We start from the raw sequence: 13,008 nt of genomic DNA, 5'->3' as shown, positions 1-13,008 counted from the left end.
CCGGCCCCGGCCGGGACTCCCATTGTCCCGGCCGATGCGGCCCGATGTCCTGCAATGGCGCCCTCGTGGCGCCATTTTTCTGCCCGTGCGGCCGGGCGCGGCCGCTCATGTTGCAGTGCGGGCAAGGGCCCCGGCCGGTGCTAGACTGCGTGCTTTCTTTCGCAGTTTCCCGGCATCGCCATGCAACTTTCCCTGCTCAAGACCAAGATCCACCGCGCCACCGTCACCCATTCGGAGCTGAACTACGAAGGCTCCATCGCGATCGACGGCGACCTGCTGGAAGCCACCGGCATCCGCGAGTTCGAACAGGTGCACATCTGGGACGTGACCAACGGCGCGCGTTTCTCCACCTACGCCATCCGCGCCGAAGCCGGCAGCGGGGTGATCTCGCTCAACGGCGGCGCCGCGCGCCACGTGCAGGTGGGCGACATCATCATCATCGCCGCCTTCGCCAGCATGAGCGAGGCCGAGGCCGACAGCTTCCAGCCCAGGCTGGTCTACGTCGACGGCAACAACCGCATCACCCACACCAACCACTCCATCCCCACACAGGCCGCATGACCACGCACAACGGATTGACCGCATTGCACGCCCACGCCCAGCGTCTGCAGGGCACGGGTATTCCTTCGCTGTTGGCTGCCGAGCCGGACCGGGTGAAAGCCCTGGCATTCAAGGTCGGTCCGTTGTACGTGAACTTCGCGCGGCAGAAATACGACCGCGCCGCCCTGCGGGCGCTGCTGGAGCTGGCTGGCGCGCGCGATGTCGCCGGCGGCTTCGCGCGCCTGTTCGGCGGCGAGCGGATCAACCTCACCGAGGACCGCGCGGTACTGCACAGCGCGTTGCGCGGTACGGCCAGCGAAGCCCCGGCAGCGGTGGCCGCGCATGCCGAAGCCGCTGCCGTGCAGGCGCGCATGGGCGCCCTGGTGCAGGCGCTTGAGGCCAGCAACGTCACCGATGTCGTCAGCGTCGGCATCGGCGGTTCCGACCTGGGCCCGCGGCTGGTGGCCGATGCGCTGCGCCCGGCCAGCGGCGCGCGCTTCCGCGTGCATTTCGTCTCCAACGTCGACGGCGCTGCGATGCAGCGCACGCTGGCCGCGCTGGACCCGGCGACCACCGCCGGCATCCTGATCTCCAAGACCTTCGGCACCCAGGAAACCCTGCTCAACGGCGCGATCCTGCGCGATTGGCTGGGCGGCAGCGAGCGCCTGTACGCGGTCAGCGCCAATCCAGAGCGCGCCGCCCGCGCCTTCGACATCGATGCCGGGCGGGTGCTGCCGATGTGGGACTGGGTCGGCGGCCGCTATTCGCTGTGGTCGGCGGTGGGTTTCCCGATCGCACTGGCGATCGGCTTCGAGCGCTTCGGCCAGTTGCTGGCCGGTGCGGCGGAAATGGACGCGCATGCGGCCAGCGCGCCGCTGGAGCGCAACCTGCCGGTGCTGCATGCGCTGACCGACATCTGGAACCGCAACGTACTGGGCTGCGCCACCCACGCGGTGATGACCTACGACCAGCGCCTGGCGCTGCTGCCGGCCTACCTGCAGCAGCTGGTGATGGAAAGCCTGGGCAAGCGGGTCAGGCTCGACGGCAGCCCGGTCGAGACCGACACCGTGCCGGTGTGGTGGGGCGGGGCGGGTACCGACGTGCAGCACAGCTTCTTCCAGGCGCTGCACCAGGGCACCAGCATCGTGCCGGCCGATTTCATCGGCTGCGCGCGCGGCGACGACCCGTACACCGTCAACCACCAGGCGCTGCTGGCCAACCTGCTGGCGCAGACCGAGGCCCTGGCCAACGGCCAGGACAGCGACGACCCGCACCGCCAGTACCCGGGCGGTCGCCCGAGCACGCTGATCCTGCTCGATGCGCTCACCCCGCATGCGCTGGGCGCGCTGGTCGCCATGTACGAGCACGCGGTCTACGTGCAGTCGCTGGTGTGGGGCATCAACGCCTTCGACCAGTTCGGCGTCGAACTGGGCAAGCAGCTGGCCAACCAGCTGCTGCCGGCGCTGCAGGGCGAGGCGGTGGAGATCGCCGACCCGATGACGCGCGAGGCGCTGGCCCAGCTGCGCGGCTGAGCGGTCGCGCCCGGCGCCGGGTGCCGGGCCATGGGTGCAGGACCGACGCCGCGCAGTGATGCGCGGCGTTGTCCGTTCTGCGCCCGGCATCCGTCATGGTGCGCCGCATGCGCCTCCCGGCGCGCGTTCAATCGCCGGAGCGTCGTGCCTGGCTCGGCGCGCGTCCGGTCCAGCGCTTGAACGCGCGGCGGAACTCGCGGGCGTCGTTGAAGCCGAGCCGGCCGCCGATGGCGACGATGGACAGGCTCGGGTCGCGCAGCAGTTCCATCGCCCGCTTCGTGCGCACGCGGTCGTGGATCGCGCTGAACGAGGTGCCTTCCTCGGCCAGTTGCCGGCGCAGGGTGCGTTCGCTCAGGTGCAGCGCCGCGGCCATCTCGGCCATCTGCGGGTTTTCGCGCAGGCGGGTGCGCAGGTGGCTCTCCAGCGCGGCGGTGGTCTCGCCGCATGCCGGGCGGGCGTCCATCTGCATGCGGCACAGGGTCATCACCTGGTTCGACGTCACCGGGTTGTAGCTGGTGAATGGCAGTTCCAGCCAGCGCCGGTCGATCACCAGCGCATGCCGCGGCTGGTCGAAACGCACCTCGCAGCCGAACACGTCGCGGTAGCGCTGCGCATGGTGCGGCGCCTTGTATCCAAGCTCCAGGCGCTGCGGGCAGAACCCGGGGCCGACCAGTTCGCGCACCAGCTGCAGCACGCTGGAAAACAGTTCCTCGCACAGGAATGGCTGCAGGTCGCGGGCCTCCTCCGGGGCGCTGGCGACCGCCGCCACGCAGCCGTCGCCCTGTTCGGCCAGGGTGATGTCCATCAGCGCGCCGCTGTTGCGCTGGTAGGCCAGGCCGACGCGTACCGCCTCGCCGAAGTCGGGCGCGGTCTTCATCGCCAGCCCGAGCAGGCCGAAGTTGCCCAGGTTCTGGCGGCCGCCCAGCACCAGGCCCAGGTCCTCGACCGCCAGCGCGGCCAGCGCACGCCGGATCACCGTGCTCGCCTGCCGGTAAGAGATGCGGGTGTCGGGGTTGCTGATTTCCTCGGGCTGCAGGCGGGTTCCGGCGAACCAGGCGTTGCAGTCGGTTCCCCTCTCGGCGGCGAACTGCATCAGCCCGCAGAGGATGTTGGTCGGTCGGTCGGCGGAGGACAGGTCGTCGCCGATTGCGGTGTTCAAACGCATCCGAGGTCCTTCCGATTGTCCGTTTTGCCCCCCTTTGTATGCCGCTTATGCCCTTCGCGCAATGTGCCCGGGCGCACCAGACTGCGGCGCAGACTTGGCGAGCACGTACGGGAGAGAATTCATGCAATGCAGCATTCTTGTCGGCACGATCGGCGCCGTTGTGCTCGTCCTCTCCGGGTGCCGGAAGGCGCCCGAGGCTCCGGTTCCGGCGCCCGCTGACGCCGGCTTCGCCAAGGTGCTGCAGGAGAAGCTGCTCGATGCCAGGCCCGGTGACGTGATCGAGGTGCCGGAGGGTACCTTCCGGTTCGACCGCAGCCTCAGCCTGCGCGTGGACAACGTCACCCTGCGCGGCAAGGGCATGGACAAGTCGATCCTCAGCTTCAAGGGCCAGAAGGCCGGCGCCGAGGGCCTGCTGGTGAACGCCAACGGTTTCACCCTGGAGAACCTGGCGATCGAGGACAGCAAGGGCGACGGCTTCAAGATCAGCCAGTGCGAGAACGTCACCGTCCGCGGCGTGCGCGTGGAGTGGACCGGCGGGCCGAAGACCAGCAACGGCGGCTATGGCCTGTACCCGGTGCTGTGCAGGAACGTGCTGATCGAGGACTCGGTGGCCATCGGCGCCTCGGATTCGGGCATCTACGTGGGCCAGTCGCGCGACGTCATCGTCCGCAACAACCGTGCCGAGCGCAACGTGGCCGGCATCGAGATCGAGAACACCATCAACGCCGACGTCCACGACAACCTGGCCACCGGCAACACCGGCGGCATCCTGGTGTTCAACATGCCGGCGCTGACCCAGCAGGGCGATGCGATCCGGGTATTCCGGAACAAGGTGCTGGAGAACAACCACGACAATTTCGGCGCCAAGGGCACCCCGGTTGCCAGCGTGCCGGCCGGCAGCGGCGTGGTGATCAACTCCAACGACAACATCGAGATCTTCGACAACGACATCGGCGGCAACCGCACCGCCAACATCATCGTTTCCAGCGTGTATTCCACCGGCTACAAGGACGACAAGGCCTCCGACGGGTTCGATCCGTACCCGGAACGCATCCACGTGCATGGCAACCGCCTGTCCGGTGGCGGCGATTCGCCCGACCGCATGGACTTCAAGGCCCTGAAGGTGGCGATGTACGGCCTGACCGGGAGCTTCCCGGACGTTCTGTTCGACGGCTACGTCAATCCGCGGCGCGCCGAAGGCCCGCAGATCTGCCTGCGCGACGTCTCCGGCGTGCTCAATGCCGACGGCCCAGGCGGCTACAAGAACCCGAGCAAGGACGCCACGCGCTACGACTGCACGTTGCCGTCGCTGCCGGCGGTCGACCTGAAGCGCGGTTGAGGTGGGGCGCATGTCGCTGCATCGGATCCTGCTGGGACTGGCCGGACTGCTCGCCCTGGGCGCCTGCACGCGTGCGCCGGCGCCCGTGCACTTCTTTGCCGAGGGCCAGCCCGAACGCCTGTCCGACTGGAACGTGCTGTACGTGGCCGACGGCCGCCTGCGGCTCAATGCGCAGGTGCTGCCGTACGACCTGGACAGCGCGCTGTTCACCGACTACGCGCACAAGCTGCGCACCGTGTGGATGCCGGCCGGCACGCCCGCGCGCTACCGGCAGGACGGGGCGATCGATTTCCCGGTCGGCACCATCATCAGCAAGACCTTCTATTACCCGCGTGGCGAAGGCGACACGGTGCTGCGCAGCGACGACACCGGCGCGGACACGGACGGTGGGCTGACGCTGGGCAAGGTGCGGCTGGTGGAGACGCGGCTGCTGGTACGTCGTGCCTCGGGCTGGATCGCGCTGCCCTACGTGTGGAACGCCGGGCAGACCGAGGCACGGCTGATGCGCACCGGCGAACTGGTGCCGCTGACCCTGGCCGGTGCGGACGGCAGGCGCCAGCCGCTGGAATACATGGTGCCCGACGAGAACCAGTGCGCCGGCTGCCACGGCACCGACCTCACCTCCCGGCAGATCTTCCCGATCGGCCCCAGGGCACGGCATCTCAACCATGACTTCGCCTATGCCGGCGGCAAGGCCAACCAGCTGCGGCACTGGCAGGACGTGGGCTACCTGGGCGACCTGCCTGCCGGCGAACTGCCGCGGAACGTCGCCTGGAACGACCGCGCCGCGCCGCTGGAGGCGCGCGCGCGTTCGTACCTGGACATCAACTGCGGGCATTGCCACAGCCCGAGCGGCGCGGCACGCACCTCCGGCATGTGGCTGGATGCCGGCACCCGCGATCCGCTGCGGCTGGGGCGCTGCAAGCTGCCGATCGCCGCGGGGCAGGGGACCGGCAACCGCGCCTGGGACATCGTGCCCGGCGCGCCGGACGATTCGATCCTGACCTACCGCATGCAGAGCGTGGACCCCGGCGTGATGATGCCGGAGCTGGGGCGCGGCCTGGTCCACGAAGAGGGCGTGGAGCTGATACGGCAGTGGATCGCGGCGATGCCCGCGCAGGACTGCGGCGCCTAGCGCCGGAACCACACGTACGACGGGAAGGGTGCGGCCCGGGTATCGCCGCGCGCCGATGCTGGCAAGGGGGACTCACATGGGAAAGGGGAACGCGATGACATACAACCGATTGTCGCGCGGCGTCCGCAGGGCGCTGCTGACCTCGCTGCTGGCCACGCCGGCACTGGCCGTGCAGGCGCAGGTGCAGCATCCGCCGCCAGCACCACCGGAGGCGATCGAGCTGGACCGGATCGTGGTGACCGCGCAGAGCCGCGAGCAGGAGCTCAAGGATGTCCCCATCGCCCTGCAGGTGGTCGGCCAGAGCGTCATCGAACAGACCATGGCCGAGAACCTGGGCGACCTGGACAGTTTCGTCCCGGGCCTGTCGATCAGCGACGACCAGCCCACCCAGGCCAGCTTCAAGCTGCGCGGCCTGAGTACCGGTGACTTCGGCATCGGTACCGACCCGACCGTCGGCGTCTATGTCGATGGCGTCTACGCCGGCCGCGGCGGCGGCACCGTGCTGCCGTTCTTGGACGTCGAGCGCATCGAGGTGCTGAAGGGCCCGCAGGGCACCCTGTTCGGGCGCAATACCGCCGCCGGTGCGGTGTCCATCGTGACCCGGCGGCCCGACGACCAGTTCGGCGGCCGCGCGCGGGTGCGCGTGGGCAACCATGGCAAGCAGTACTTCGACGGCATGCTCAACCTGCCGGCGGGCGAGAGCACGGCCTTCCGCTTCAATGCGATGAACAGCCAGACCGACGGCTGGGTCAGGGACGCGGCCACCGGCAGGCCGCTCGACGACGGCCGCAACTGGGCCACGCGCGCGGCGCTGCGCTGGGACATCGACGACAACACGCAGATGCTGCTGAGCTGGGACCACGAGGACCTTGACCAGCGCTCGCGCCCGGCCATCGGCATCGTCGCGCTGCCGCCGGCGCCGGGGCTGCCGCTGGTGCCCGCCGATCCGGCGCACTACCAGGACCCGATCGGCCACGCCGCCCATACCGACGTGGCGGACAACAACGAGACGCGCACGTTCGATGGCGCGACCCTGATCCTCGACCACGCGTTCGAATGGGGCCACCTGGTGTCGACCAGCGCCTGGCGCAGCTTCGATACCTACAACCGCGCCGAGGAAGACGGCACCCACCGCCGCGAGCTGTACCTGGATACCATCAACATCGAGGACAACACCACCTGGTACCAGGAGTTCAAGTTCAGCGGCAACACCGGGCGGCTGGACTGGGTGGCCGGTGCCAGCTGGTTCCAGGAAAAGGCGCGCCAATCCAGCGTGGTCGACCTGACCAGCGACAGCATCAATACGGCGGCGGCCGGCCTGTACGGGATGCCGCTGTTCGGCATGCTGCAGGATGCGGCCGACTTCTACGGCCTCCCGGTGCAGCTGTTCGGCCACCCATGGCGCGAGGCGTACGACAACACCGTCGATTCCACCGCCTACGCGCTGTTCGGCGACGTGATCTGGCACGCCACCGACACGCTCAACCTGACTTTCGGCCTGCGCTATACGCGCGACCGCAAGGCGTTCACCTGGTTCAACGACCACCACCGCGCCGATGCCCTGAACCAGGCGCTGCAGGCGCTGGAGCAGTACGGCGTGCTGCCGCAGCCGGTACCGTGCCAGGCGCTGGGCCTGTGCGCCATGGATACCGACGGCGATGGCCTGATTCCGATCGATGCCGCGTTCCTGGCCGGCTTCGACCTGGCCTTCAGCGACCCGGTCTCGATGGCCAACAAGGGCGTGACCAGCCGCGCCAGCCACGCGTGGAGCGACTGGAGCCCGCGCCTGGTCATCGACTACCACCCGTCCGCCGACACCATGCTGTTCGCCTCGGTGGCCAAGGGCTACAAGGCCGGCGGCTACAACGCGTTCTCGCCGGGCGCCAGCTTCGCCAACGAAAGCGTCTGGAACTTCGAGGCCGGCATCAAGCGCGACCTGCGCGACCTGCGCATCCAGTACGAAGCGTCGGTGTTCCACTATGTCTACGACAACCGCCAGGCGATCCGGCTGGACACGACGTCCGACATCCCGCGCTATGTGGTCAGCACCAGCGACCTGGCCGCGCACGGTGTCGATTTCAGCGCGCGCTGGCAGGCCAGCGAGCATCTGAGCCTGGATGTCGCCGTCGAATGGATCGACTCCACCTACAAGAACTACGTCACCCCGGAAGGGATCGACCTGGGGGGGCAGCCGACCGGCGAGCCGAGCCTGTCCTTCGCCGCCGGGGCGGCCTACACCGTGCCGCTGGGCGCGCATGGCGAGCTGATGTTCTCGGCACGCCATTCCTATGGCGGCAGTGCGCGCTGCAACGCCGGTTCCCTGAGCCAGGGCAACTGCGGGCGCTACGCCGCCTTCACCATCGGGGAGGAACGCAACCGCACCGACCTGTACCTGCGCTGGCGCTCGCCGTCCACGCACTGGAGCGTGGCTGCCTACGCCAACAATGTCTTCGACAACCGCTACGTGAACGGGCTCTACACCTATGGCACCACGGTGGTCGGCACCACCGCTGCCGGCGTCAGCGAGCCGCGGTTCTACGGCATGGAGCTGATGTACCGGTTCTGATCGCCCGGCCAGCGGGGCCCCGGTGCACTGCCGGTACCCCGCTGGCCCGGGCAGTCCCTGCTTCCGGCCCGCCGCAGGCGTCGCGTCGCGCGCACCGCGGTGCAGCCACTAGACTCGACCCATGGACACCACCACCATCGCCACGCCCATTTCCGAACTGCGCCCGACGCTGGATCGCCTGCGCGCCGCCTGGCAGGCGCACAAGCCGGACCGCGCGCAGCGCAGCGCCGACCTGCTGCGCCTGCGCCAGGCCCTGAAACGGCGGCTCGAGGCGATGGCGCAGGCCATTGCCGCCGATTTCGGCCACCGTTCACTGCACGAATCGCGCATCGCCGACGGCATGGCCGTGCTCAACGAGATCGACCACCTGCGCCGGCACCTGCGCCGCTGGATGAAGCCGCGCCGGGTCGGCGTGGGCTGGCGCTTCCTGCCGGCACGCGCGGAGATCCGCGCCGAGCCGGTCGGCGTGGTCGGCGTCATCTCGCCCTGGAACTACCCGGTCAACCTGGCGCTGATCCCGCTGGCCACGGCCATCGCCGCCGGCAACCACGTCTACCTGAAGCCGTCCGAGCATACGCCGCGCACCAGTGCCTTCCTGCGCGAACTGCTGGCCGAGGTGTTTCCGGACGGGCGCGTGGCCCTCGCCGAAGGCGGTGCCGAGGTTGCCGCCACGTTTGCGGCGCTGCCGTTCGACCACCTGGTGTTCACCGGCTCCACCGCGGTCGGGCGCAAGGTGATGGCCGCAGCCGCGCCGAACCTGACCCCGCTGACGCTGGAACTGGGCGGCAAGTCGCCGGCGATCGTCTGCGACGACTATCCGCTGGAACTGGCCGCGGCACGGCTGGCCACCGGCAAGTGGTTCAACGGCGGGCAGACCTGCATCGCCCCGGACTACGTGCTGGTAGGGGCCGCACGCCGCGACGCGCTGGTGCAGGCACTGCGCACCCAGGTGCGCGCGCGCTACGGCCAGGTGCTGGCCGGCAACGAGGACTACAGCCGCATCATCAACGCCGGCCAGTACGCGCGCCTGCAGGGGTATGTGGACGACGCCCGCGCCCGTGGCCTGGAGGTGATCGAGCTGGGCCAGGCCGATCCGGCGCAGCGGCTGTTCCCCCCGACCCTGGTGCTGGAACCGGGCGACGACGCCACGGTGATGCAGGAGGAGATCTTCGGCCCGGTGTTCCCGATCCGCAGCGTGCGCTCGCTGGATGAGGCCATCGACTACGTCAACGCGCACGACCGGCCGCTGGCGCTGTACCCGTTCAGCCACGACCGCGCGCAGGTGGAGCAGATCCTGCGCGCTACCCTGGCCGGTGGCGTCTGCGTCAATGACACGCTGTTCCATTTCGCCATCAACGACCTGCCGTTCGGCGGCATCGGCCCCAGCGGGATGGGGGCCTACCACGGCCGCGCCGGTTTCGATGCGATGAGCAAGCAGCTGCCGATCCTGTGGCAGGCGCGGCGCAGCGGCGGCGACCTGCTGAAGCCGCCGTACCGGCAGGCGCAGTGGCTGATCGACCTGATCGTGCGCTGAGTCGCTCCGGGTCCGGGCCAGGCGCTCCGCGCGCCCCGGCGCCGGGCCTGCCGCAGCCAATGTCGGGGGTGGGGCGCGGTTCCCCCGGGCGACGGGCACAAAAAACCCGCCATCCGGTGCCGTGAGGGGAGGGAGACAAACGGCGCGGTACTGCTGGCGGGTGAGTGGATTCTTGCTCAGTTGATGCTGCTTTGCAACATCAGGATTCGTCGGGGGCGGGCCTGGCGCTGGCCTGCGCTTCGGCGCGGTTCAGGCGCGCATTGAGCGCGTCCAGGCGCGCGTTGAGCGCCTCTATGTCCGAGCGGCTGGGAATGTCCATGCGCCGCAGCACCCGCTGCACCCGGTCCTCGAAGGACTTCTCGACCCGGTCCCAGGTGCCGGCCGCGCGGTCGCGGGCGTTGCCCAGGGTGGTCTCGACCGAATCGCGCAGGCTTTCGCCGCGCGGCGATTCCTCGCGGCTGCGGGCCTCCATCGATTCGCCTTCGCGGACCAGCGATTCGAACAACCGGCTGCCCTCGGCCTGGGCCCGCGACAGCGCGCCAAGCCCGGCCAGCCAGACCTGCTGTGCCGATCCGCTCAGCGTGCGGCCGGCGCGCGTAGTGTGCTCGGAACCGCCCGCGCCCGCGGCGCGGCCTGCATTGCCGTGTTCATGGGTACTCATGGGGGACGTTCCTCCGTTGGGTCAGTCACCGCTACCGTAGCGACAGGGATGCCTGCGTCGCGTGATGGAAGTCGGCGCCGTGCGCAGCCGTTCAGCCGAGCTTTTCGGACAGTACCCGCCGGATCTCCGCTTCCACCATGCCCTTCATGGCCGACAGCAGGAAGCCGAGTTCGGCCTTCACCCGCACCGCACCGGGCAACAGCTCGATCACCCCGTCGACCCCGGAACGGGTGAAGTGCAGGTTGGCCCCCTCCCAGCGCGTGCTCACTTCGAAGCGCTCCTGCAGCTTCCGCGCGACCTCGCCGATGGCCTCGCGGGCGCGCTCGTCGGTCAGCGGGTGGGCGTGGTGGATATCGATGGTGGACATGCAGGGCTCCTGGCGGTGGGCGTGGAATGCGGGTGCGGCATTGTGCGTACCGGTGCGGCGCAGTCCAAGTCCCGCGCCTACCTTATGCACGCTCGGCCAACCTGCTAGGCTGCCGCCGGTGCGCACCCTGCAAGTCCATTTCAGCAATCGCCAGCAACCGGATCAGCGCCTAGCGCCGGGGGTGCAGCGCATCGTCCGCGACGCGAGCGGGCAGGTCCGCCTGGGCGACGACAGCGTCGGCCCGCTGCTGCTGGCCCGGTTCTGTACCGACGAGCGCGGGGTCTGGCTGCAGGTGGCCAGCGGCAGCCGCGGCATCCACGTCAACGGCCGCCCGGTGCGGCGCATGGCGCTGCTGCGCGCCGGTGACTCGGTCTACGCCGATGGCGTGGAGATGCTGTTGCGTGGCGAATCCGAGCCGGTCGTGCAGCCGCCGGCGGCGAGCGGCGAGCACAGCGACGACCTGCGCGTGCTGCTGCGTGGCGTCGGCGGCCAACACCACGGCCGCTGCTACCCGCTCGACCGGCCCCGCACCATCGGCCGCGAGCGCACGGTGGACGTGGTGATCGACGACCCGGCCTTTCCCGAGCAGCATGCCCGGTTCGAGCGCCATGGCGACCGCGTGCTGCTGCGCGACCTGGGCTCGCCTGACGGGTGCCGGGTCAACGGCATCGCGGTCCGGCACTGCTGGCTGCAGGGGGGCGACCAGGTGGTCTTCGAGGGCAACCAGCGCTTCGTGCTGGAAGTCCCGCTGGACGCCCGCGCGGCCATGTTCGCCGCGGTGGCCGACGCGCCCGGCATGGCGCCCGACGCGCGCGCGGAAGACGACACGCCGCCGCGTGCGCGGCGCTGGCCCTGGCTGCTGCTCAGCGCGCTGCTGCTGGGCGGCGCGATCAGCGCGCTGCTGCTGTTCGGCGCCCGCTGAAGCCGGGCACCGTTTCCGTGCGCGGCCGCCTGGCCGGCGGCTGTCGAACCCCGGGAAAATTGGCTGCAGATGCAACCTTTTCCGCGCCCCCAAAGCCTGTTGCGCTGCGGCATACTTGGGGTTCCCCTCGGACAGGTGTGACATGACGCGCGCGTTCAATTTCAGTGCCGGCCCAGCGACCCTGCCGGAATCGGTCCTGCGCCAGGCGCAGGCGGAAATGTTGGAATGGAACGGCGTGGGCGCGTCCATCGTCGAGATCAGCCACCGCAGCGCCGACTTCATGCAGGTGGCGGCGCAGGCCGAAGCCGACCTGCGCACCCTGGTCGGCATCCCCGACGACTACGCCGTGCTGTTCCTGAGCGGCGGCGCGACCACCCAGCAGGCGCTGCTGCCGTTGAACCTGGCCGCGCCCGGACAGCGCGTGGACTACGTGGTCAGCGGCCACTGGGGCAAGACCGCGGCCCGGCAGGCGCGGCCCTACGTGGACGTGAACATCGCCGCCGACAGCGAGGCCGGTGGTTTCCGTGACATTCCGGCACCCGCGCAGTGGCGGCTGTCCGCCGATGCGGCCTACGTGCACATCACCGCCAACGAGACCATCCATGGCGTCGAATTCCGCGATGCACCGGACGTGGGCGCGGTGCCGCTGGTGGCCGATTTCAGTTCGTCGATCGCGTCCGAGCCGGTCGATGTCACCCGCTATGGCGTCATCTACGCCGGCGCGCAGAAGAATCTCGGCCCGGTCGGCATCACCGTGGTCATCATCCGCCGCGACCTGCTCGAACGCGCCGGCCAGCCGCGCGCGGACATCTTCGATTACCGCCTGCACGCCGCGCGCGACTCCATGCTCAATACCCCGCCGACGTGGAACTGGTATCTGCTCGGCCTGACAGTGAAGTGGATGCTGGCGCAGGGCGGCACCGCCGAGTTCGCCCGCCGCAACGCCGCCAAGGCAGCGCTGGTCTACGCCGCCATCGACGGTTCGGGCGGGTTCTACCGCAACCAGGTCGCACCGGCGGTGCGTTCGCGCATGAACATCCCGTTCTTCCTGCCCAGCGCCGAGCTGGACGCGCGCTTCGTTGCCGACGCCAAGGCCGCCGGCCTGTTGGCGCTCAAGGGCCACAAGGCGGTCGGCGGCATCCGCGCCTCGCTGTATAACGCCATGCCGCTGCAGGGCGCGCAGGCGCTGGTGTCGTTCATGCACGACTTCCAGCAGCGCAACGGTTGAAACACATGCCGCCGCCTGC

The 13,008-nt window shown here is 69.7% G+C and carries 11 protein-coding genes; 8 read left to right on the top strand and 3 right to left on the bottom strand.

The genetic code is table 11. The features are described from left to right. The first annotated feature begins 180 nt into the window (after positions 1 to 180). Together panD and pgi are read left to right on the top strand one after the other, a co-directional pair. On the top strand, positions 181 to 561 hold the full coding sequence (gene panD / locus QQA12_RS09710; RefSeq protein WP_054666417.1) for an aspartate 1-decarboxylase: 381 nt from the start codon (positions 181 to 183) through the stop codon (positions 559 to 561). After that, positions 558 to 2,072: a glucose-6-phosphate isomerase gene (pgi, locus tag QQA12_RS09705; RefSeq protein WP_226049182.1), complete on the top strand. Its 1,515-nt coding sequence runs from the start codon at positions 558 to 560 to the stop codon at positions 2,070 to 2,072. The genes panD and pgi overlap by 4 nt, the downstream gene beginning before the upstream one ends. 127 nt (positions 2,073 to 2,199) lie before the next feature. On the opposite strand, the gene QQA12_RS09700 is transcribed toward pgi, so the two are convergent. Beyond that, entirely contained in the window at positions 2,200 to 3,237 is a 1,038-nt protein-coding gene (locus tag QQA12_RS09700) for an AraC family transcriptional regulator (protein ID WP_054666413.1), read from the bottom strand. A gap of 121 nt (positions 3,238 to 3,358) precedes the next feature. On the opposite strand from QQA12_RS09700, the gene QQA12_RS09695 reads away from it, so the two are divergent. The 4 genes from QQA12_RS09695 (at position 3,359) to QQA12_RS09680 (ending at position 9,811) form a co-directional block, all read left to right on the top strand. Then, on the top strand, positions 3,359 to 4,576 hold the full coding sequence (locus QQA12_RS09695) for a parallel beta-helix domain-containing protein (RefSeq protein ID WP_226049181.1): 1,218 nt from the start codon (positions 3,359 to 3,361) through the stop codon (positions 4,574 to 4,576). 10 nt (positions 4,577 to 4,586) lie between these two features. Beyond that, the gene (locus QQA12_RS09690; protein WP_226049180.1) at positions 4,587 to 5,711 is read left to right on the top strand and encodes an SO2930 family diheme c-type cytochrome; all 1,125 of its coding nucleotides are present in this window, start codon (positions 4,587 to 4,589) and stop codon (positions 5,709 to 5,711) included. A 94-nt stretch (positions 5,712 to 5,805) separates the two neighbouring features. Beyond that, complete coding sequence (locus QQA12_RS09685; RefSeq protein ID WP_226049179.1) at positions 5,806 to 8,277, top strand: TonB-dependent receptor; 2,472 nt, start codon at positions 5,806 to 5,808, stop codon at positions 8,275 to 8,277. Positions 8,278 to 8,398: 121 nt separating this feature from the next. Continuing rightward, on the top strand, positions 8,399 to 9,811 hold the full coding sequence (locus tag QQA12_RS09680) for a coniferyl aldehyde dehydrogenase (protein ID WP_226049178.1): 1,413 nt from the start codon (positions 8,399 to 8,401) through the stop codon (positions 9,809 to 9,811). A 199-nt stretch (positions 9,812 to 10,010) separates the two neighbouring features. On the opposite strand, the gene QQA12_RS09675 is transcribed toward QQA12_RS09680, so the two are convergent. Together QQA12_RS09675 and QQA12_RS09670 are read right to left on the bottom strand one after the other, a co-directional pair. Next, positions 10,011 to 10,472: a phasin family protein gene (locus QQA12_RS09675; protein ID WP_054666404.1), complete on the bottom strand. Its 462-nt coding sequence runs from the start codon at positions 10,470 to 10,472 to the stop codon at positions 10,011 to 10,013. A gap of 91 nt (positions 10,473 to 10,563) precedes the next feature. Beyond that, positions 10,564 to 10,839, bottom strand: coding sequence for a polyhydroxyalkanoic acid system family protein (locus QQA12_RS09670; RefSeq protein WP_054666401.1), 276 nt, complete (start codon positions 10,837 to 10,839; stop codon positions 10,564 to 10,566). A 118-nt stretch (positions 10,840 to 10,957) separates the two neighbouring features. Between QQA12_RS09670 and QQA12_RS09665 the strand changes: the two genes are divergently transcribed. After that, the gene (locus tag QQA12_RS09665) at positions 10,958 to 11,761 is read left to right on the top strand and encodes an FHA domain-containing protein (RefSeq protein ID WP_226049177.1); all 804 of its coding nucleotides are present in this window, start codon (positions 10,958 to 10,960) and stop codon (positions 11,759 to 11,761) included. 142 nt (positions 11,762 to 11,903) lie between these two features. Further along, positions 11,904 to 12,989: a 3-phosphoserine/phosphohydroxythreonine transaminase gene (gene serC, locus QQA12_RS09660; protein WP_226049176.1), complete on the top strand. Its 1,086-nt coding sequence runs from the start codon at positions 11,904 to 11,906 to the stop codon at positions 12,987 to 12,989. Positions 12,990 to 13,008: the final 19 nt, after the last annotated feature.

Source organism: Stenotrophomonas sp. 17(2023), from assembly GCF_030345315.1.
Lineage (GTDB): Bacteria > Pseudomonadota > Gammaproteobacteria > Xanthomonadales > Xanthomonadaceae > Stenotrophomonas > Stenotrophomonas acidaminiphila.
The sequence above is the reverse complement of the archived record's forward strand: the minus strand, read 5'-3'. Positions and strand labels throughout refer to the sequence as shown.

Excerpts from the sequence above, each read along its gene's own strand:
- panD (WP_054666417.1), top strand. The coding sequence starts at position 181 with ATGCAACTTTCCCTGCTCAAGACCAAGATCCACCGCGCCACCGTCACC.
- pgi (WP_226049182.1), top strand. The coding sequence starts at position 558 with ATGACCACGCACAACGGATTGACCGCATTGCACGCCCACGCCCAGCGT.
- QQA12_RS09700 (WP_054666413.1), bottom strand. The coding sequence starts at position 3,237 with ATGCGTTTGAACACCGCAATCGGCGACGACCTGTCCTCCGCCGACCGA.
- QQA12_RS09695 (WP_226049181.1), top strand. The coding sequence starts at position 3,359 with ATGCAATGCAGCATTCTTGTCGGCACGATCGGCGCCGTTGTGCTCGTC.
- QQA12_RS09690 (WP_226049180.1), top strand. The coding sequence starts at position 4,587 with ATGTCGCTGCATCGGATCCTGCTGGGACTGGCCGGACTGCTCGCCCTG.
- QQA12_RS09685 (WP_226049179.1), top strand. The coding sequence starts at position 5,806 with ATGACATACAACCGATTGTCGCGCGGCGTCCGCAGGGCGCTGCTGACC.
- QQA12_RS09680 (WP_226049178.1), top strand. The coding sequence starts at position 8,399 with ATGGACACCACCACCATCGCCACGCCCATTTCCGAACTGCGCCCGACG.
- QQA12_RS09675 (WP_054666404.1), bottom strand. The coding sequence starts at position 10,472 with ATGAGTACCCATGAACACGGCAATGCAGGCCGCGCCGCGGGCGCGGGC.
- QQA12_RS09670 (WP_054666401.1), bottom strand. The coding sequence starts at position 10,839 with ATGTCCACCATCGATATCCACCACGCCCACCCGCTGACCGACGAGCGC.
- serC (WP_226049176.1), top strand. The coding sequence starts at position 11,904 with ATGACGCGCGCGTTCAATTTCAGTGCCGGCCCAGCGACCCTGCCGGAA.